This window comes from Terriglobia bacterium, assembly GCA_020073185.1.
GTDB lineage: Bacteria > Acidobacteriota > Terriglobia > Terriglobales > Acidobacteriaceae > JAIQGF01.
This window is the reverse complement of record JAIQFT010000008.1, coordinates 104,210-123,756: the sequence shown is the minus strand read 5'-3', so window position 1 is coordinate 123,756 and position 19,547 is coordinate 104,210. Positions and strand designations below refer to the sequence as shown.

The window sequence follows — 19,547 nt, the reverse complement described above, 5'->3', positions numbered from 1 at the left end:
GAATGAGAATTGCTGGCGCCGGCACCGCGTTTCCGCAATACGTCTATGACCAGCAGGCGATCGTGGCCGCGCTCAAAGAATATTGGGGCGAGCGCCTGCAGCGCCCCGAGTTGCTGCAGCGCCTGCACGCGCGCTCCGGCGTCGAGCGGCGACATCTCGTCATGCCCACGGAAGCGTATGCCGCGGTGGATACCTGGGGAAAAGCGAACACGCTGTGGATCGAACACGCGCAGGAGCTGGGCCACAACGCCATCTGCCGCGCCATCACGCCGCTGGGCCTGGCTCCCACTGACATCAACGCGCTGTATGTCGCCTCCGTAACCGGTGTCGCCAGTCCGTCGCTGGACGCGCTGCTGATCAACCGCATGGGCCTTTCGCCCAACCTCAAGCGGGCGCCGATCTTCGGGCTGGGATGCGTTGCTGGCGCCTGGGGCATTGCGCGCGCCGCCGATTACGTGAAGGCCTATCCCGATCAGATCGCAGTAGTGCTGTGCGTTGAGCTGTGCTCGCTGACCTGGCGCCGCGACGACGTGTCCGCCGCGAACCTGGTTTCCACCGGCTTGTTCGGCGATGGCGCCGCGGCGGCGGTGATCGCCGGCGCCGAGACCGGACTTGCGGGCCCGCAAATCATCGATACCCGGTCGGTGTTCTATCCCGGCACCGAAGAAGTTATGGGCTGGGACATTTCCGAGAACGGCTTCCGCATCGTGTTGTCGCCGGACGTCCCCTTGGTGGTGAAGCAGCATTTACGCTCCGACGTTGATTCGCTCCTCGCCGAGCACGGGCTGGGCCGCCGCGACATAGCAAGCTGGATCATCCACACGGGTGGCCCCAAAGTGCTGGAGGCGGTGGAGGAGGCGCTCGAATTGCCGGAGGGCGCGCTCGATCCTTCGTGGGAGTGCCTGCGGCAGGTGGGAAACCTTTCGTCCGCATCGGTGCTGTGCGTGCTGCAGGATTTTCTGGCCCACCGCCGCGGCGCGCCCGGCACCTACAGTGTGCTGGCGGCAATGGGGCCCGGCTTCTGCTCCGAGGTGGTGCTGCTGCGCTGGTGACTCGCACACCTAATTCTTCAGCACCGAGACACCGAGGAATACCCCTAAATCGCGACAAAAATTTACGGCTCCGCACTCGACACCAGGTACTCGGTACAAATTCCGCTGTATATTGACTTCGCATCATGCCCAACTTTGTCACCGGACTGGTCTGCGTTTTGTGCCGCTCGCGATTTTCCACGCGCGTGGGCTACACGTGTCCGCGGTGCGGGATTACCGGCATCCTCGATGTGCAGTACGACTACCCCGCCATTGCCAAAGTGCTCACGCGCAAAAAGCTGGCGGCGCGCGCCGATCCTACCCACTGGCGCTACCGCGAACTGCTGCCCATCGCCGACCAAGCGCAGCTTCCGTCGCTGGCGGTGGGATGGACGCCGACGATTGCGGCCGACCGGCTGGCGCGACATATCGGAGTGCGCGAACTGCTCATCAAGGACGATGGCCGTAATCCCACCGGCTCGCTGAAAGACCGCGCCAGTTCGGTCGGCGTGGTGAAGGCGGCGGAGAAGCGGCGCAAGATCATCGCCTGTGCCAGCACCGGAAACGCGGCGTCGTCGCTGGCGGGCATGGCCGCGAGCATGGGACTGCGCAGCGCCATCTTCGTGCCCCGGCGCGCGCCCGAACCGAAAGTCACCCAGCTCCTGATCTTCGGGGCGACCGTGCTGCGCGTCGGCGGCAGCTATGAGCAGGCGTTCGAGCTGTGCCAGCAATCGTGCGAGCGCTGGGGCTGGTATAACCGCAATTGCGCCATCAATCCCTACCTGGTGGAAGGAAAGAAGACCGTCGGGCTGGAAATTGCCGAGCAACTGGAGTGGCAGCCGCCGGATTGGATCGCCATGTCGGTGGGCGACGGCTGCACCATCGCCGCCGCGTGGAAGGCGTTTCGCGAACTGAAAGCCATTGGCCTGATCGCGCGCACGCCGCGCATGTTGGGCGTGCAGGCGCTGGGTGCGGCTCCGGTCACTGCGGCGTTCCGCACGCACCGGCCGATGGAACCCATCGAAGCGAAAACTATAGCCGACAGCATCGCCGTCGGAGTGCCGCGCAACTGGAAGAAGGCGGTGACGGCAATCGAGGAATCCGGCGGCACCATGATCAACGTCGCCGACGACGAAATTCTCGACGCGATGAATTACACCGGCCGGCTCACTGGAGTCTTTGCCGAGCCCGCCGCCGCTGCTTCCGTTGCCGGACTCAAGCGCGCCGTGGCGGAAGGCCTGGTGCCGCGCACCGGTCGCGCCTTGGCGGTCGTGACCGGCAGCGGATTGAAGGACGTCCGGGCTGCGCGGCGGGCGGTCGGCAATCCGTTCGAAGTTCTACCCGACGGCAGCGGCCTGGAGGAAATCCTCGCGCGCCAGGGGATGATTCCGACAGCGCAATCCGCCGCCCATCCATGAGCCCGAAGCCTACCCCCAACTCGCTGCTTGTCCGCGACATTCACACGCTGGTCACGATGGAAAGCGACGCGTTGCTGCGAAGCGCGTTTATCTATGCCGAAAACGGCGAGATTAGAGAGATCGGCACGCGGGTTCCGGCCGTCCTGCGCGCGGAAAAAACAATTCGCGCGCCGTACGCCGTGGCCGTGCCGGGCCTGATCAATACCCACCACCATCTCTTTCAGACGCTCACCCGCGCCTGCACCGCGGCGGCGAATGTCGGGCTGTTTGACTGGCTGACTGCGCTCTATCCGCGCTGGGCGCGCATTGACGACGAGGCGGTTAACACGGCGGCGCTGGTCGGCGTGGCCGAGCTGATGCTCAGCGGCTGCACCACCACCAGCGATCATCATTACTTATTCCCGCGCGGGCAGAAAAAGCTGATTGACGCCGAGATCGCCGCCGCGCGCCGCATCGGCATCCGCTTTCATGCCACGCGCGGCAGCATGAACGTGGGAGTCAGCCGGGGCGGTTTGCCTCCGGATTCGGTGGTGCAGAACACCGACGAGATCCTGGAAGATTCCGAACGCGTCATCCGCAAGTATCACGATCCGCGGCCCGGCTCGATGCTGCGCGTTGCCCTGGCGCCGTGCTCGCCGTTCACGGTGGATGCTGAACTGATGCGCCAGACCGCGGCGCTTGCCCGCCAACATGGCGTCCGGCTGCACACGCATCTGGCCGAGACGCGCGATGAAGAGGCGTACTGCCGCAAGCGCTTCCGGCAGCGCCCTCTCGACTTTCTTCGCCAGTGCGAGTGGCTGAATGAAGACACCTGGGTCGCGCACGGCATCTATTTCAACTCCGCGGAATGTGTGCGGCTGGGACGCGCGCGCGTCGGCGTGGCGCACTGCCCGACCTCAAACATGCGCCTGGCCTCCGGAATCTGTCCGGTCGGGAAGCTGCAGCGCGCCGGATCGCCCGTCGGACTTGGCGTGGACGGCAGCGCCTCCAACGACAGCTCCAACATGCTCGCCGAGGCGCGCCAAGCGTTGTTGTTGAACCGCCTGGCGCGCGGTGCTTCCGCCGTCAGTGTGCAGGATGCGTTGCGCATGGCAACCGTGGAAGGCGCGAGCTGCCTGGGCCGCGACGACATCGGCAGGTTGGCGGTCGGCAAGCGCGCCGACATCGCCCTGTTCGACCTGCGCGACATCGGATACAGCGGCGCGGAGGACGCTCTCTCCGCCCTGCTGCTGTGTGCTCCGACACGCGTAAATACCTTGGTGATCGAAGGCCGCGTGGTGGTCGAAGGCGGCAATCTGCAAGGCATTTCGCTTAGCCCGATCCTGAAGCGTCACCGCCGGATCGCGGCGAGAATCGTTGGCCACCCTTCGCTGCTTTGATATATTAAATATTTGTCCTGGCTGGCCATTTTTTGCAGTTCTCGCCCGTGTCCCCCTCACGCGGAGACTGGAGAACGCAGTGTTCGACCACATCCAAGCCTTCTATCAGCCGACCAGCGTCCGTGAGGCGGTGCGCCTGTTGCACGGCGGCAAGGGCCGGGGCCGGGTGGTTGCCGGCGGCACCGATCTGGCCCTGCTGCGCGACCGCTCCATCCGCTTTCTGGTGGGCGTCGCGCATCTCGGCCTCGACTACATCCGCCGCGATCCGAACGGCTGCGACATCGGCGCCGCGTGCACGATGGCGGCGCTCGAACAGTCTACGATCGTGCGCGGAATCGCCGGCGGCATTCTCGCCCGCGCCGCCGCAACCTGCGGGTCTATCCAGATTCGCAACGTGGCAACCGTGGGCGGCAATCTCGCCAACGGGTCGCCGGCCGCCGACACCGCGACGCCGCTGCTCGCCATGGACGCCATGGTGGTATTGCAAACCGACACGGGCCGCCGCCGCATAACGCTGTGCGAGTTCTTCGCCCTGCCGCAGAAGCGGCGCATCAACGGCGGACTGTTGGTGCAGATCTTCGTCCCCAAATGCAAAGGTCGCGCCGGGTGGTCGTTCCAGAAATTCGGGCGCACGGAAACCGACATCGCGATTGTCAACGCGGCCGCCGGACTGGGTATTGCGAAAGACGGCACCTGCGCATGGGCGCGCATGGCCCTCGGCGCCGTTGCCCCCGCGCCGATGCGGGCGGAGAAGGCGGAAGCGCTGCTGGCCGGCCAGGCGATCACCGCCGACCTGATCGAACGCGCGGCGGAATCGGTCGCGCGCGAAGTGCAGCCCATCACCGACCAGCGCGCGCCGGCCGAGTATCGCCGCGAACTCAGCCGGGTGCTGGCGCGCCGGGCGCTGCGCGAGTGCGCCCAGCAAGCGGGGTGCGCGCTATGAACCGCAACGGGCAGCGCAAGAATTCCATGGACATCCAAGTCCGCATCAATGGCGAAACCCGCGCCTGGACCATCGCTCCCGGCGACCTGCTGCTCGACGTGCTCCGGCGCGAGGGGTACTTCGGCGTGAAGCGCGGCTGCGAAACCGGCGAGTGCGGCTGCTGCACCATCCTGCTGAATCAAAAGCCGGTGAACTCGTGCATGATTTTTGCCGCGCAGGCGAAGGGGTGTGAAATCACGACCGTCGAGGGCGTCGCGCACGGCGACACGCTCGATCCGGTGCAGCAAGCTTTCCTCGACCACGGCGCGGCGCAGTGCGGCTTCTGCACGCCCGGCATGATCCTCAACACCAAGGCGCTGCTGCGCGAACATCCGCACGCGACCGAAGAACAAGTTCGCGAAATGCTTTCCGGCAATTTCTGCCGCTGCACCGGGTTCAAGAAGCCGGTGGAGGCGGTGCTTGCCGTGTCGCAGAACGGCCCCAGGCATTGCGAGGAAACTCCCGCCGCAAGCCGGCATCTGGTGGTCGGCCATTCGTTGCAGAAAACCGACGGCGTGAAGCTGGTGACCGGGGGGCCGTGCTTCACCGACGACATCCACCTGCCGGGCATGCTGATCGGGAAAATCCTGCCCAGCCCGCACGCGCACGCGCGCATCAAGCGCATTGACGTCCGCAAGGCGCGCGCGCTGCCGGGCGTGCACGCCGTGCTTACCTATAAGGATGTCCCGCACGTGCCGCACACCACCGCCGGCCAGAGCTGGCCGGAACCATCGCCTTACGATACATATCTGCTGGACTCCAAAGCGCGCTTCGTCGGCGATCGCGTCGCAGCGGTAGCCGCCGAGTCGCGTGCCATCGCGGAAGAAGCTCTACGCCTCATCGAGGTGGACTACGAGGTCCTGCCCGCCATCCTCGACATGGAGCAGGCCTCAAAGCCGGGCGCGCCCATGATCCATGACGAACCCGACTCGACCGGGATCCACGACGCGAAGCACAACGTCGCCGCCTACATCAAGAAAGAGCTCGGCAACGTCGAAGAAGCGTTCCGTGGCGCCGATGTGGTCATCGAACGCGAGTTCCGCACCCACCGCCAGCAGCACGCCATGATGGAGCCGCACGTCTCCATCGCCTGGCTCGATGAAGACGGGCGGCTGACGATCCGCAGCAGCACCCAGGTGCCCTTTCACTCGCGCCGCCAGGTGGCAATGATCCTGCAACTGCCGGTGCAAAAGGTGCGCTTGATCAAGCCGCGCATCGGCGGCGGCTTCGGCGGCAAGCAGGAAATGCTGCTCGAAGACATCACCGGCGCGCTCGCGCTGGCCACGCGCCGCCCGGTTAAGATCGAGTACACGCGCGAAGAAGAGTTCTACATGGCGCGCAGCCGCCATCCGCAGATTCTGAAGGTGAAGATCGGCGCCCAGCGAGACGGCACCATCGTTGCCAACCAGATGTCGGTGCTCGCCACCACCGGCGCCTACGGCAGCCATTCCTCCACCGTGCAGGGCAACACCGGCAGCAAGGTCCTGCCGCTCTACCGCGCGCCCAACATGAAGTTCGATTGCACGGTGGTCTACACCAACTGCCCGGTCGCGGGCGCTTTCCGCGGTTACGGGTGCCCGCAGGGGTTCTTCGCCCAGGAGAGCGTGATGGACGAGATCGCGCACGAGCTCGGCATGGACCCCATCGAGTTGCGGCGCAAGAACCTGATCCGCGCCGGCGACGTTGACGAACTCTCCGCGCAACTCGGCGAAGGGCGCAAGGGACTGCCGCGCAACATCCGCACCTGCGGCATGCCCGGCTGCCTGGAGCGCGGCGCACAGGCGCTCGACTGGGAGGGCAAGCGCAAATCGCTGCCGGATAAATCCTCGCACCTGCGCCGCGGTGTGGGCGTTGCGTGTTCGATCCAGGGCAGCGGCATCGCCGGCGTGGACTGGGCCGCCGCGCTGATGAAGATCAACGAGGACGGCTCGTTCAACCTGCAAGTCGGGGCCGCCGACCTCGGCACCGGCGCCGACACGGTTCTGGCGCAGATCGCCGCCGAAACCCTGGGCGTCACGCTCGACAAGATGATCGTCTGCTCCGGCGACACCGATTTCACGCCCTTCGACGTCGGCGCCTACGCGTCGAGCACCACCATCATTTCCGGCGGCGCGGTGAAGAAAGCGGCGGAGAAAGTCCGCGCCCAGATTGTCGACGTTGCTGCTCGCATGTTGGAGGTCGCGCCCGAAAAAGTCAGTCTTGGCAACAACGAAGCGTTCACCGTGTGCGAGTGCCGCAAATCGGTGAGCATGGCCGACATCGCGCGCCACGCCATGTACAAGGACAAAGTCCAAATCATGGACAGTGCTTCGCACTGGAACACCGACAGTCCTCCGCCGTTCTGCGCCACGTTTGCGGAGGTCGAGGTGGATACGGAAACCGGCAAGGTGCGCGTGGTGGAGCTGGTCACCGCGGTTGACTGCGGCGTTGCCATCAATCCCATGGCGGCCGAAGGCCAAAGCGAAGGCGCGGTTGCACAAGGGCTGGGGTACGCGCTTACCGAGGAAATGCTGCTGGACGAAACCGGCCGCATGATCAACCCCAATTTCCTCGACTACAAAGTTTTCTCGGCGAAGGACATGCCGAAACTGACCACCATCCTGGTGGAAACCGAGGAACCGCTCGGGCCCTACGGTGCGAAATCCATCGCCGAGGTGCCAATCAACGGCCCGGCGCCGGCGATCGCCAACGCGATTTATCACGCCATTGGCATCCGCTTCCGTCAGTTGCCCATTCGGCCGGAAGTGGTGCTGAAGACGCTGCAGGAGCAAGCGAAACAGCGCACCACCGCGCCCGTTGCCCGTAAGCACGTGGGTCGCAGAGCGCGCAAAGCGGTCGCGTCCGATTGATGGCAGCGTGTAGCAGGGCACGACTTCAGTCGTGCCGCATGAGGTCGCAATGGGGGGCGGCTTTAGCCGCTGAAATCGCAGGGGCTGAAGCCCTGCGGAGGAGGAAATCCTAATCGACACGGTTATTGCCGTGCCCTGATACGTGGATCACGAGATCACGATATAGACAACATCATGAGCCCACTCGATACTCTTCGCCAGCAGCGCGCCGCCATCGCCGACGGCGCAAAGAAATACGAACAGTCCATGGTCCGCTTCCTGCGCGACCTGATTGCCATTCCCGCCGAAAGCTCGCAGGAAGGCTCGGTCATCCAGCGCATCAAGCAGGAAATGGAACACGCCGGCTTCGACGAAATCCGTATCGACAAGATGGGCAACATCCTCGGCCGCATCGGCTCGGGCAAGCGCATCATCATGATGGACTCGCACACCGACACGGTCGGCGTCGGCGACCTCAAGGAATGGAAGTGGGACCCGTACCGGGGCAAGGTCGAGGACGGTTACGTTTACGGGCGCGGCGCCTGCGACCAGCGCTGTGGGATGGCCAGCATGGTGTACGGCGCCAAGTTGATCAAGGACCTTGGCCTCGGCGGCGACTACACCTTGTGGTGTGTCGGCAGCGTGCAGGAAGAAGATTGCGACGGCCTGGCGTGGCTCTACATCCTGCGCGAAGACGGCATCAAGCCCGACTGCGTGCTGATCACCGAACCCACGAACCTGCAGGTGCATCGCGGCCAGCGCGGGCGCATGGAGATCGAGGTCCACATCCGCGGGCGCTCCTGCCATGCCAGCGCGCCCGAGCGCGGCGACAACCCGATCTACAAGATGACCACGCTGCTGCGCGAAATCGAGCAACTGAACACGCGCCTGCGTGACGACAAGTTTCTCGGCAAGGGCACCATCACGGTGACGCAGATCCGCTCGCTGTCGCCGTCGCTGTGCGCGGTGCCGGGATCGTGTTCGATTCACCTCGACCGGCGATTGACAACCGGCGACACGAAGGAAAGCGCGGTTGCGGAAGTGCGTGCATTGTCCGGCGCGCGCGATGCCGAGATCGAAATCCTGAATTACGAAGTCCCCAGCTACACCGGGCTCGTCTATCCGATGGAGAAGTACTACCCGACGTGGGTGGTCGACGAAGATCATCCGCTGGTGCAGTCGGCGGTGGAAACCTACCGCGCGCTCCATGGCCGCGCGCCCGTGGTGGACAAGTGGACGTTCAGCACCAACGGGGTGGGCTCGATGGGAATCTGCGGCGTGCCTACGGTCGGTTTCGGCCCCGGCAACGAGGTGGACGCGCACGCCGTCACCGAGCGCGTCGCCATTGACCACCTGGTGCAGGCCGCGCAGTTCTACGCCGCGTTTCCGCTGGTGTTCGCGCACACGCTGGAGCGCGAGCAGTTGGCCAAAGCCGGGGCCCAGTAACAAGTCGGCAAAGTCGCATGTATCAGGGCACGACTTTAGTCGTGCCGAAACGGTAAGCGATGCACGGCTTTAGCCGCTGCGGTAGGCCAGGGGCCCAAGCCCCGAAAATGCGCAACTAACGACGAAGCAAATGTCCGAGTTGATCCCCATCCCGCTTCCGCTGCAGCTCACGCGCGCCTTTCTGGAATATGCGCGCGAGGGGAAAATCTTCGACCTGCCGAAAGCAAAGTTCTATCGCGGCGTTGCCGGCGTGGACACCTCGGTCACCTTCCACGGCCGGTGCGCCGCCAATCCCGTCGGTCCCGCCGCCGGGCCGCACGACCAACTCGTGCAGAACATCGTTCTCTCCTGGCTTGCCGGCTCGCGCATTATCGAGCTCAAGACGGTGCAGATCATGGACGAGCTCAAGATCCCGCGTCCCTGCATTGACGCCACCAACGTCGGGTACAACGTCGAGTGGTCGCAGGAGCTGAAGCTGGAGCAGTCGCTGCGCGAGTACGTCGCGGCAATGATGTTCATCGAGATTCTGAAAGCCTCGCGGCTGCTGGGCGACGAATTTGCCGGGCCGTTCACCGATACGATTTACGACATGAGCGTGGGCTACAGCCTGGAGGGCATCCGCTCGCCGCGCGTGCGCCAGTGGATCGAGAGCATGAAGGATGCGCGCGCCATCATTGACGAGCTGCGCGCCACGCTCACCGGCCCGTGGGCGCGATACCGCGACCTCGACTTTCCCACGCGCGTCAGCGATACCATCACGCTCTCCACCTTCCACGGCTGCCCGGCGCACGAGATCGAGGGCATCGTCACCTTCCTGCTCACCGAGATGGACGTGCACGTCTGCGTCAAGCTCAACCCGACGCTGCTTGGCTTCGAGCAGGTGCGATACCTGCTGCATGACGTGCTCGGCTATGGCGATATCCAGGTTGCCGCCGACGCCTTCGAGCACGACCTGCAATTCTGCGACGCACTCACCATGCTGCCGCGCCTGGCCGGCGTGGCGCGCTCCCGCGGCAAGCGCCTGGCCGTCAAATTTAGCAACACGCTGGTGGTAAAAAACCATCGGCGCATGTTCAGCGACGAAGTCATGTACATGTCGGGCCCGCCGCTGCACGTGATCACCCTGAACCTGGTGAAGAAATTTCGCGAGCACATGGGCGGCGCGTTTCCCATCTCGTTTTCCGCCGGGCTCGACCAGCACAACGTCTGCAATGCCGTGGCGATGAACTTCGTGCCCGTCACCACCTGCACCGACCTGCTGCGTCCGGGAGGCTACGCGCGCCTGCCCAAGTATCTGGAGAACCTCGGCGCCAGGATGCGAGAGCTCGGCGCGCCACGGATTCACGACTTCGTCGTCCGCTATGCCGGACAGGGCGAAGCTGCAATCGACTCCGTCGTCGCGGCACTTGCGCAGCGCTTTCCTGCGTCCGCGATCACCGAAATCGTCGCCTCGCGGATGAAGGCCTGGCTCGCAACCCCCGGCGCGGCGTTGCATGAAGCCTGTGCCGGCTTGCAGCGCGAACTCAGGTCCGGGCGCATTCCGTCGCCCGCGCTCGCCGATGCGCTGCAGGACGAGTTGACCGTGCTGGAGGGCGCGCTGGTCGAGGCCGCGGGCGTGCTCAACACGCCGGGGATCGTGGACGCCACTACCGCCGACCCGCGCTATCGCTGGGAGAAAAACAAGGCGGCGCCACGCAAGATCGGCTCCAAGCTCTGGCTCTACGACTGCATCAGTTGCGATAAATGCGTGCCCGTCTGCCCCAATGACGCCAACTTTGTTTACGAAAACGAAGCGGCGGAAATCGCCTACCACAATTACGAGCTGCTGCCGACCGGTGAAGCGCGCCCGATTGCCGGCGGCGTTTTCAAAGTCGCGCGCGTGCACCAGCTCGCCAACTACGCCGACGCCTGCAATGACTGCGGCAACTGCGACGTCTTCTGCCCCGAAGACGGCGGCCCGCAGATCGAGAAGCCGCGTTTCTTCGGCAGCGCCGAGTCGTACGAAAAATACGCCGGGCGCAACGGCTTCTGGCTCGAGTTCGGCGCCGCCGGCACCACCATCCACGGCACGATCGCCGGCAAGTCATACAAGCTGACCTGCGGGCCGGACCAGGTGAACGCGCGCTTCGACAACGGCAGCGCCGAAATGCAAATCAAAACCACCGACCACACGGTTGTGACTTGGTCGCTGAAACCGGGGGTTGCCGCGCCGCATACCGTGGACATGCTGGCGTATTTCCAGCTCAAGTTCTTGATGGACGCAGTTTCCAATCCAGGCCGCGCGCATTACGCGAATGCTGCGGCACTCAGGGGAGCCACGCTTGCTCAAGAAGGCGCTGTTCAAGGGTAAGGACTACATCACCACCGAAGAATGGTCGGACGCGCAAATCGAGACCCTGCTTGCCGTCTCCTCCGATCTCAAGCGCAAGTTCAAGAGCCGCATTCCGCACCGCTATCTGCCCGATCAGACCATCTTTCTGATGTTCTTCGACAAGTCCACGCGCACGCGCAACTCGTTTGAAGCCGGTATCACGCAGCTCGGCGGGCACGCGCACTTCCTCACCGCCGACGTCATGCAGGTCTCGCACGGCGAAAGTCCCAAAGACACGGGCATCATTCTCTCGCGCTACGGCCATGGCATCGCCATCCGTCACGACCTCATTCCCGGCGAAGGCAACGCCTACATGCGAGAAGTCGCGCGCTGGGCAGGCGTGCCCGTCATCAACATGCAATGCGACGTCGATCATCCCTGCCAAACCTTGGCGGACCTGATGACCATGCGCGAAAAACGCGGACGCAGCCTGCGCGGGCTGAAGGTCGCGGTCTCGTGGGCGTACGCGCCCAGCTACGCCAAGCCGCTGTCGGTTCCGCAAGGCCTGATCATGCTGTTGCCGCGCTTCGGAATTGACGTCACGCTCGCCCATCCGCCGGTATATTTCCTTATGCCGGAGACGATGAAAGCGGCGCGCGACAACGCGCAGCGCTGCGGCGCCAGGTTCGAAGTCGTCAACAGCATGGATGACGCTTTCCGCCACGCCGACGTCGTCATCCCCAAAAGTTGGGGCTGCCTCGACACCATGGGCCAGAATCCGCAGGAATCGCTGCGCATCGCGACGCAGTACAAGCACTGGATCTGCGACGCCAACCGGCTCCGGCTCGCCAAGCCCGATGCGCTCTATATGCACCCATTGCCCGCCGATCGCGGCAACGAGGTCACCGACGAAGTGATTGATGGGCCGCAGTCGGTTGTCTATGACGAGGCCGAAAACCGCCTGCACACCTGCAAGGCGATCATGGCGCTCACCATGGCGGAGCAGGAAATCGAGTATGAAGAGGAGCCGGCCGGGGCCGCACGCGCATGATCGAGACACTCGTTATCGCGCTCGGAGGCAATGCCATCACGCGTCCTGGTGAGCGCGGTACCATTCCCCAGCAGTTCGCGCACACCGCGGAAACGCTGGAACACCTGGTGCCGCTGTTCCGCAGCGACCGCCGCATCGTCATCACGCACGGGAACGGCCCGCAGATCGGCAACATACTGATTCGCTCCGAGGAAGGCGAGCGCCGCGTGCCGCCGCTGCCGCTGGACACCTGCGTGTCGGACTCGCAGGGCGGCATGGGCTACATGATCCAGCGCGTGGCCGATGAAATGTTCAGGCGCGAGGGCGTTCGACGCGAGTGCGCCACGGTGATCACGCAGGTTGTGGTGGACCGCAACGATCCGGATTTCGAGCATCCGTCAAAGCCGGTTGGGTCTTTCTATTCCAGCGAAGACCTGGAGAAGCTGAAACGCGAGAAGCCGCACTGGCGCATGAAGGAGATCGAGCCGGGACGCTGGCGGCGCGTCGTGCCTTCGCCGCGCCCGCTCGACATCCTGGAAAAAGATTCCATCGCCGCGATGCTGGCAGCCGAAGTGGTGGTCATCGCCTGCGGCGGTGGAGGCATTCCGGTCGCCTGGGACGGCCCCAAGCTGGTGGGCGTGGAAGGCGTCATTGACAAGGATTTTGCCTCCTGCCTGCTCGCCAAGCAGGTGCGCGCGCACAAGCTCATCATCGTCACCTCGGTGGACCAGGTCGCCATCGCCTATCACCAGCCGCAGCAGCAATGGCTTTCCAACATCACCATCGAGTGCGCGCGGCGCTATCTGGAAGCCGGTGAATTTCCTGCCGGCTCGATGGGGCCGAAGATCGAGGCAGCGATTGATTTCATCGAGAACGGCGGCGAAGAGTGCATCATTACCTCGACGGAGAAAGTTGCCGAAGCAGTGGAGGGCAACGCCGGAACGCGCATCGTTGCGGCTTGGGGAAACCGCGCGCTCGCCTTTAACGCGACATGATCATCGAAAACGCCCGCATCCTCACTTTCGATTCGCGCAACCGCGTGCTGGACTGCGGCTCGGTCGAGGTGCGCGATGACGGGAGCATTGGCGAAGTCTGTGGCGCGGCCGCCCTCGGCCGCGGACCGTCCGACAAGAACAGCCGCTTCGATGCTCGCGGGCGGCTGCTCATGCCCGCGCTCATCAACTGCCACACCCACCTCTACAGCACGCTGGCGCGCGGCATCGCGCTGCCCGGAACGCCGCCGAAGAACTTTCCCGAGATACTGAAGCGGCTCTGGTGGCGTCTGGACCGCGCGCTGAACGAGCAGGATGTTTATTCCGGCGCGCTGGTGGGCGTGATGGATTCGGCGCGCTGCGGCGTCGGCACGCTGGTGGACCATCATTCCAGCCCATCGGCAGTTTCGGGCAGCCTCGACGTGATCGAGCGCGCCTTTCGCGAGGTCGGATTGCGCGGCGTGCTCTGCTACGAGACCACCGACCGCAACGGCCCGAAGAACGCCCAGGAAGGTCTCGACGAAAATATCCGCTTCATTGAGCGCGCGCGGAAATCGGACGGGCTGGTGAATGCCAGCTTCGGGCTGCATGCCTCGTTCACCTTGAGCGAGCGCACGCTGCGGCGCTGCGTTGAAGCCAACGACTCGCTGCAAACGGGATTCCACGTGCACGTCTCGGAAGACCGCAGCGACAACGAAGACGCGCGGCGCAAGTACGGCAAATCGCCGGTTCGCCGCCTGCACGACGCGGGCGTGCTCGACGACCGCGCTCTGGCCGCGCATTGTATTCATGTCAGCGGCGCCGACATCGCCGCGCTGGCGCGCCGCAAGATCAACGTCGTGCACAATCCGCAGTCCAACTGCAACAACGCCGTGGGTGCCGCGCGCGTGCTGGAGATGGTCGAGGCCGGCGTGCTGGTCGGGCTGGGCTCCGACGGTTACAGCCCCCGCATGTGGGACGAGTTCAAGACCGCGTTCCACGTGCAGAAGCTGCGCGCCGGCGATCCCCGCGTCGCCTACGCCGAGGCCTACGCGCTGGCGCTGCTGAACAACCGCACGATTGCGAAGAAAATCTGCGGCATGGAGATCGGTCGCATCGAAGAAGGCGCGCGCGCCGACTTGGCGCTTTACGACTATTTTCCACCCACGCCGCTCACCGGCGACAACATCTTCGGCCACGCGCTGTTCGGCATTGCGCACGCGCCGGTGGATTCCCTGATCGTCAACGGACGTTTCGTCATGCGCACTCGCGAGTTCGTCAACGTGGACGAGCGCGCCGTGGCCGAAAAAGCCGCGTCGTGCGCGCGCGAATTATGGAGAAGATTCTGATGCCAGCTCCTCGCCTGCAATCGGAAGTCGGGTTCGGTCCCACGTACAGCGAAATGCTGCATCCGGAAACGCTGCCGCAATCCATACGGCAGAGGGCGCTGGCCGCGCGCGCCAACGAACTCGACCCGATCAACCTGTACAACATCACCTGGCGCGCGCCGGACAATTCCATCCGCCACATTGTGCTTCCGAAGGAACTGACGGGCGTGGAAGCCAACATCGTCGTGCTCGTGGGACGCGAGTTTCCCTCGGGCAGTCACAAAGTCGGGCCTGCCTACGCGACGCTGATGGAAGGTGAACTCGCGGGCGAGATTCATCAGGGCGAGAACACCATCATCGGGCCTTCCACCGGAAACTTCGGCATCGGCGTGGCGTACATCTCCAAGCTCAAAGGTTATCCCGCCATCGTCATCATGCCGGAGCAGATGAGCGCCGAGCGTTACCAGCGAATCCGGCAATACGGAGGCAAACTCGATCTCACGCCGGGGTCGGAGAGCGACGTCATCCTGGTTCTGGAGCGCACCGAGGAATACAAGAAGGACGCGCGTAACAAGGTGCTGGCGCAATTCGAGCTGCTGCCGAATTACCGTTTCCATCGTCATGTCACGGGCGCAAGCGCGGTGGAAGCGGCGCGCGCGCACGGCAACGGACGCGTCGCAGCCTTCGTCGCAGCGCCCGGTTCGGCGGGAACGCTGGCCGCGGGGGACGAGATCAAAGCACAATTTCCCGAAGCGGTGATCTGCGCGCCAGAGCCGCGCGAGTGCTCGACCCTGTCTAACAACGGGCGCGGAACGCATCGCATCGAGGGCATTGGGGACAAGATGGTCACGCTCATCCACAACGTGCTGACCACCGATTACGTCATGCTGATCCATGATGATGACTGCGTGGTCGGATTGGAGTTGCTGCAACGGCGGCAAGCGTTCGTGGAGAAGCTGCTGCGGCTACGCGAAGGCTCGCTGCACGCATTCGAGGGCGTGTTCGGCATTTCGGGCGTGTGCAACATCATCGGCGCGATCCGTTTGGCAAAGTTCCTCAAGCTGGGCCCGCAGGACAACGTGGTGACGATCGCGACCGATGGCTTCGACCGCTATCCTTCCGTTCTCGCCGACCTGGAGAAGCGCAAACCGCTCGCCACCGAAGCAGCGTTGCGTGATTCGTTTGACGCGATTCTCCGCGGCGGGTCTCCGGCGGACATTCTCGATGTTCGTCCGCGCCAGCAGAAAGAGCGGCTGTTCCGCTACAAGCAGGAGACCTGGAGCAAGTTTGGGTATTCCGATTCGTATCTGGAGAGCATGAAGTCGCAAGCGTTTTGGGAAGCGGAAGCGGCGAAGGTCGGAGAGTTCGACTCAGCGTTGCTCAGAGCGCGCAAGGGCTGAGTTCAAGCCGTCCCTGCGGGACTTCGTGTTGATCAAGGTTCGGTCCCAGCACTGGGGTGCCGGGCTACTGTCATTCGCCGCTACGCGGCTGAATCGCGTGTTCAGATCAATTTTCGGAAACGGCGCGGGTGCGCTGGGCATAGAGCTGGTGGAATTTCCATGCGCTTGCGACCATTTGCTCCAAGGAGCGGGTGGCCTTCCAGCCGAGCAGCTTTTCGGCGCGCGAGGGATCAGCCAGCAGGACCGGGGGATCGCCCGGACGGCGGCCGACGATACGCTTCGGCAGTTCCCGCTCGATAACGCACTCGATGGTGGTGATGACTTCCTTGACGGTGTGACCTTTTCCGGTGCCGAGATTGAGAATGTTGGAAGCGCCGCCGGCGGCCAGATGCTCCAGGGCGAGCACGTGGGCTTCGGCCAGGTCGTCCACGTGGATGTAGTCGCGGATGCAGGTGCCGTCGGGGGTGTCGTAGTCTTCGCCGAAGATCTGGAGTTGATTGCGCGCGCCGGTGGCCGATTGCAGCGCGGCCGGAATCAAGTGGGTTTCGGGATGGTGCAACTCGCCGATTTCGCCGCTTTCATCACAGCCGGCGGCGTTGAAGTAGCGCAGGCTCACGAACCGCAGGCCGTAGGCGGGATCGTAGGACTGCATGGCGTATTCGAAGGAAAGCTTGGAGAAGCCGTAGGGGTTGACGGGCTGCTTGGGCGCGTCTTCCGCAATGGGCACTTCGCGGGGATTGCCGTACACGGCGGCACTCGAGGAGAAAATGAATTTGTGGACGCCGGCTTCGAGGCAGGTGTTGAGCAGCACCAGGCCGTCGCAAACGTTGTTCTCGAAATACTTGCGCGGATTCTGCACCGACTCGCCCACCAGCGAGTGGGCGGCAAAGTGCATCACGGCGTCAATGTCGCGGAGAGCGCGGGCGAGGGTGAAGGCATCGCCTACATCGCCTTCGATCAGTTCGAATCCCTTGGCCAGCTCGCGGTGGCCGGTGTTGAAATTGTCATAGATCACGACCTCGTGCCCACGCCGCTTCAGGGCACGCGCGCCGTGGCAGCCGATGTATCCAGCGCCGCCCGTCACTAGAACGCGCATTCTCCGACCTCGATTCTTTACCACCGGCAAAAACGGCAGCTCGGAGTTGCTATAGTACTGCTGGAACGCCCGCCAGCGCGAGGCAGGACCACTCTAGTCTTTGCCTGTTGGCTTTCTCTCCCCCGAGTATGGCGCGGGTGGCACCTGGGAAGCATAGCGATCGGTCAGTTTCCACTCGCCGCCGCTGCGCGCCCAGAGGTCAACGACGAATTGAGCAGTCTGTCGTGCGCCGGCGCCTTCGATCAGAACGAAGCTGGCCACGGCGTGGTCATCTAACCCCCGCACCGCCATTTGGCGGATGCTGAACGCCTCCGGCACGCCAACTGACCGGCGCTGCTGCAGCCAATCGGCGCGTGGGACCGGCTCGCCGGGCGGCTGCGGTGTCCACACTTCGAACTCGCCGGCAAGCAAGCGGTCCAGCGTGGCCGCGTCGTTCTTCCGCAGGGCAATCGTCAATTGTCGCTCCAGGTCGTGGAAGGTAACCACCAGCCGCGTTGCTGTGGGGATGCGACTGCCCGCCGGCGCACCCGGCTTGGTCTGTTGTGCCGAGCTGATCGAAACCTGCGCCAGGACGAGCAGGACTGTCGTGATTATTCTCTTCATCACCGCTTCCTCCGATAGGGAAGATGATCCCACAAACAAAACGGGCGGCGCTTATTCAGGCCGCCCGCTTACGAAAATTCGCTCCCAGTCAGTAGCTCATGGCACAGGATCCGCCGCCGGCATTGACCCAGTTCCGCTGGATCAGGAAGTTGGAGCTTGCCAGCGTGACGTTGTACAGCGATCCGTTCGACGCGGTGTGCGTAGTGCCGAAGGTCCAGGCGCATTTGTCGGCATTTTCGGCGCCCCGGCGATCGTACCAAGCGTTGAGATCGGGATCGGAAATCGCCTCCTCCTGCTCGTGCGCGATGATGCTCGCCATGCCGTCGGCCCCGCTGTCGTTGTTCGGGCTGGTGGTCTGCCACTCGCAGGCCGACGGGCAGCGATCCGGATTGCCGACGAAGGCGTGCTTGATGTCCTTCCCCGCAATGGTGCCGTGCGTGTGCCACCCGCAGTACTGGGTGCAGAAGCCGGATGTTTCATTGACATCCGATGAGGTCAGCACGAAGTAGACGCCGTTGCTATCCGACGGCAATGCCCCGCTGGTGATTTTTGCCGAGACAACGGCTTTGATAGCGGCGTCCGACAGCGCCGTGCCGTGCGAGTAGTTGTCCGACACGTCCCCGCCATTGGTCACGTTGCCGGTAACCGCGGTTCCCGAGATGCTGTAGGTGGTGTTGATATGCTCGTACGGCGAGCCCGTCAGCCCGTCGAGGAGGGTATTCAGCAGACCCTGTGTGATGGCGCTATCCGAGATGGGATGGCTGGTTCCGCTCCCGCTCCAGTTGCCGTACCAGATGTAATAAATGGTGGGACTGCTTCCCATCACCGGCCCGCCGTGGTAACAGATGCCGTTGGGGCAGGTGATTCTGGCCAATCCGGCGTTGCCATTCACCCCAGCGTGGTCCACGCGATCAGGAGCTTGCTGCGAAGCTTCGCCCCACCCCTTGCCGGTGGGTGCCAGGTCTTTCGAATCCCGCGTCTGTTGCGCGCCAACCAAGGCAGCGCTGGCCACGAGCACAACAAATACCAATACCTTCCAAGGCAAACCCTTCCTCCGAGCCATCATGGGCTCCTCCTCCAGTCTGAGATTTGCGACGGTGTTGGGAACCCGAGACAAAAGGCAGTGCCGCGCCAACTGCCATTCCCACCCCACTGCGGAAACGCCCCACGGGTTCGCAGATGTTATTCCCGAATGGGATGCGGGTCAATGTCCGTAAGTTAGCAGTTGTCGGTTGCTGCGAAGCGGGAGGGAGTTGAGGTAAGTGGACCCTGTCAGTTTTTCGCCGCGCGCGGAGAACAGAAAAGCCGGGCTGGTTGGCCCGGCTCATCTTTCTATTTTCGTCTGAGTTCCGACGAAGTTCATTGTGCAGCGCGGCGTCACCTTCCGCGCCATTCACATCACCAAGGCAATTCCCTCCAACTCTTTCTGAATCACATCCAAGGCGCAACCGGCGCCTTCCACGCGGCTGGCCGCGTCGAGCGCAGCCTCGGGCGAAACTCCGTAGCCCCGCCCCGCGAGAAAAATTTGCAGCACACGGGCGGCGTCCCAGGAATCCAGTCCGCTCTGCAGCAACTCGCTACGCAAGGCGGCCAATTCAACATTCGAAAACTTTTCAGCCATCATGGACCACCTCCGATCCCGAAGGCCAGGTTCCTCACCCCTGCCTATCAGATTAGACTCCCCTTTCTCACAATAGTTGCTTGCAATTTCCTGCCCAAACCGT

Annotated in this window: 15 protein-coding genes; 11 read left to right on the top strand and 4 right to left on the bottom strand. The window is 63.8% G+C overall.

Annotated elements, in window-relative coordinates; genetic code table 11:
- Positions 1-2: 2 nt before the first annotated feature.
- The 11 genes from LAN64_04095 (at position 3) to LAN64_04045 (ending at position 16,124) form a co-directional block, all read left to right on the top strand.
- Positions 3-1,052, top strand: a complete 1,050-nt coding sequence (locus LAN64_04095) for a type III polyketide synthase (protein MBZ5567014.1) — start codon at positions 3-5, stop codon at positions 1,050-1,052.
- A 125-nt stretch (positions 1,053-1,177) separates the two neighbouring features.
- Positions 1,178-2,449 carry a threonine synthase gene (gene thrC, locus LAN64_04090; protein ID MBZ5567013.1) on the top strand — a complete coding sequence of 424 codons (1,272 nt, stop codon included), beginning with the start codon at positions 1,178-1,180 and terminating at the stop codon, positions 2,447-2,449.
- The gene (locus LAN64_04085; GenBank protein MBZ5567012.1) at positions 2,446-3,828 is read left to right on the top strand and encodes an 8-oxoguanine deaminase; all 1,383 of its coding nucleotides are present in this window, start codon (positions 2,446-2,448) and stop codon (positions 3,826-3,828) included. The genes thrC and LAN64_04085 overlap by 4 nt, the downstream gene beginning before the upstream one ends.
- A gap of 79 nt (positions 3,829-3,907) precedes the next feature.
- Positions 3,908-4,771, top strand: coding sequence for an FAD binding domain-containing protein (locus LAN64_04080; protein MBZ5567011.1), 864 nt, complete (start codon positions 3,908-3,910; stop codon positions 4,769-4,771).
- Positions 4,772-4,797: 26 nt separating this feature from the next.
- Positions 4,798-7,659 (top strand): molybdopterin-dependent oxidoreductase, encoded by a 2,862-nt coding sequence (locus tag LAN64_04075; GenBank protein MBZ5567010.1) that lies wholly within the window; start codon positions 4,798-4,800, stop codon positions 7,657-7,659.
- Positions 7,660-7,833: 174 nt separating this feature from the next.
- A complete protein-coding gene (locus LAN64_04070) occupies positions 7,834-9,084 on the top strand; it encodes a YgeY family selenium metabolism-linked hydrolase (GenBank protein MBZ5567009.1) in 1,251 nt (416 codons plus the stop codon).
- Positions 9,085-9,214: 130 nt separating this feature from the next.
- Positions 9,215-11,434 (top strand): 4Fe-4S dicluster domain-containing protein, encoded by a 2,220-nt coding sequence (locus tag LAN64_04065; GenBank protein MBZ5567008.1) that lies wholly within the window; start codon positions 9,215-9,217, stop codon positions 11,432-11,434.
- A complete protein-coding gene (locus tag LAN64_04060; GenBank protein MBZ5567007.1) occupies positions 11,379-12,446 on the top strand; it encodes an ornithine carbamoyltransferase in 1,068 nt (355 codons plus the stop codon). Before LAN64_04065 ends, LAN64_04060 begins: the two co-directional genes overlap by 56 nt.
- Positions 12,443-13,420, top strand: coding sequence for a carbamate kinase (gene arcC / locus LAN64_04055; protein ID MBZ5567006.1), 978 nt, complete (start codon positions 12,443-12,445; stop codon positions 13,418-13,420). Before LAN64_04060 ends, arcC begins: the two co-directional genes overlap by 4 nt.
- The gene (gene ssnA, locus LAN64_04050; protein MBZ5567005.1) at positions 13,417-14,745 is read left to right on the top strand and encodes a putative aminohydrolase SsnA; all 1,329 of its coding nucleotides are present in this window, start codon (positions 13,417-13,419) and stop codon (positions 14,743-14,745) included. Before arcC ends, ssnA begins: the two co-directional genes overlap by 4 nt.
- Complete coding sequence (locus tag LAN64_04045) at positions 14,745-16,124, top strand: pyridoxal-phosphate dependent enzyme (GenBank protein MBZ5567004.1); 1,380 nt, start codon at positions 14,745-14,747, stop codon at positions 16,122-16,124. Before ssnA ends, LAN64_04045 begins: the two co-directional genes overlap by 1 nt.
- A gap of 106 nt (positions 16,125-16,230) precedes the next feature.
- Here the strand turns inward: LAN64_04045 and galE are convergent, their stop codons facing one another.
- The 4 genes from galE to LAN64_04025 form a co-directional block, all read right to left on the bottom strand.
- Positions 16,231-17,220, bottom strand: coding sequence for a UDP-glucose 4-epimerase GalE (galE, locus tag LAN64_04040; protein ID MBZ5567003.1), 990 nt, complete (start codon positions 17,218-17,220; stop codon positions 16,231-16,233).
- A 93-nt stretch (positions 17,221-17,313) separates the two neighbouring features.
- On the bottom strand, positions 17,314-17,823 hold the full coding sequence (locus LAN64_04035; protein ID MBZ5567002.1) for a nuclear transport factor 2 family protein: 510 nt from the start codon (positions 17,821-17,823) through the stop codon (positions 17,314-17,316).
- Positions 17,824-17,911: 88 nt separating this feature from the next.
- Entirely contained in the window at positions 17,912-18,889 is a 978-nt protein-coding gene (locus LAN64_04030; protein ID MBZ5567001.1) for an EXORDIUM family protein, read from the bottom strand.
- A gap of 327 nt (positions 18,890-19,216) precedes the next feature.
- Positions 19,217-19,447, bottom strand: coding sequence for a hypothetical protein (locus tag LAN64_04025; GenBank protein MBZ5567000.1), 231 nt, complete (start codon positions 19,445-19,447; stop codon positions 19,217-19,219).
- Positions 19,448-19,547: the final 100 nt, after the last annotated feature.

Excerpts from the sequence above, each read along its gene's own strand:
- arcC (MBZ5567006.1), top strand. The coding sequence starts at position 12,443 with ATGATCGAGACACTCGTTATCGCGCTCGGAGGCAATGCCATCACGCGT.
- LAN64_04060 (MBZ5567007.1), top strand. The coding sequence starts at position 11,379 with ATGCTGCGGCACTCAGGGGAGCCACGCTTGCTCAAGAAGGCGCTGTTC.
- LAN64_04045 (MBZ5567004.1), top strand. The coding sequence starts at position 14,745 with ATGCCAGCTCCTCGCCTGCAATCGGAAGTCGGGTTCGGTCCCACGTAC.
- LAN64_04085 (MBZ5567012.1), top strand. The coding sequence starts at position 2,446 with ATGAGCCCGAAGCCTACCCCCAACTCGCTGCTTGTCCGCGACATTCAC.
- galE (MBZ5567003.1), bottom strand. The coding sequence starts at position 17,220 with ATGCGCGTTCTAGTGACGGGCGGCGCTGGATACATCGGCTGCCACGGC.
- thrC (MBZ5567013.1), top strand. The coding sequence starts at position 1,178 with ATGCCCAACTTTGTCACCGGACTGGTCTGCGTTTTGTGCCGCTCGCGA.
- LAN64_04030 (MBZ5567001.1), bottom strand. The coding sequence starts at position 18,889 with ATGATGGCTCGGAGGAAGGGTTTGCCTTGGAAGGTATTGGTATTTGTT.
- LAN64_04095 (MBZ5567014.1), top strand. The coding sequence starts at position 3 with ATGAGAATTGCTGGCGCCGGCACCGCGTTTCCGCAATACGTCTATGAC.
- LAN64_04025 (MBZ5567000.1), bottom strand. The coding sequence starts at position 19,447 with ATGATGGCTGAAAAGTTTTCGAATGTTGAATTGGCCGCCTTGCGTAGC.
- ssnA (MBZ5567005.1), top strand. The coding sequence starts at position 13,417 with ATGATCATCGAAAACGCCCGCATCCTCACTTTCGATTCGCGCAACCGC.
- LAN64_04070 (MBZ5567009.1), top strand. The coding sequence starts at position 7,834 with ATGAGCCCACTCGATACTCTTCGCCAGCAGCGCGCCGCCATCGCCGAC.
- LAN64_04035 (MBZ5567002.1), bottom strand. The coding sequence starts at position 17,823 with ATGAAGAGAATAATCACGACAGTCCTGCTCGTCCTGGCGCAGGTTTCG.
- LAN64_04065 (MBZ5567008.1), top strand. The coding sequence starts at position 9,215 with ATGTCCGAGTTGATCCCCATCCCGCTTCCGCTGCAGCTCACGCGCGCC.
- LAN64_04075 (MBZ5567010.1), top strand. The coding sequence starts at position 4,798 with ATGGACATCCAAGTCCGCATCAATGGCGAAACCCGCGCCTGGACCATC.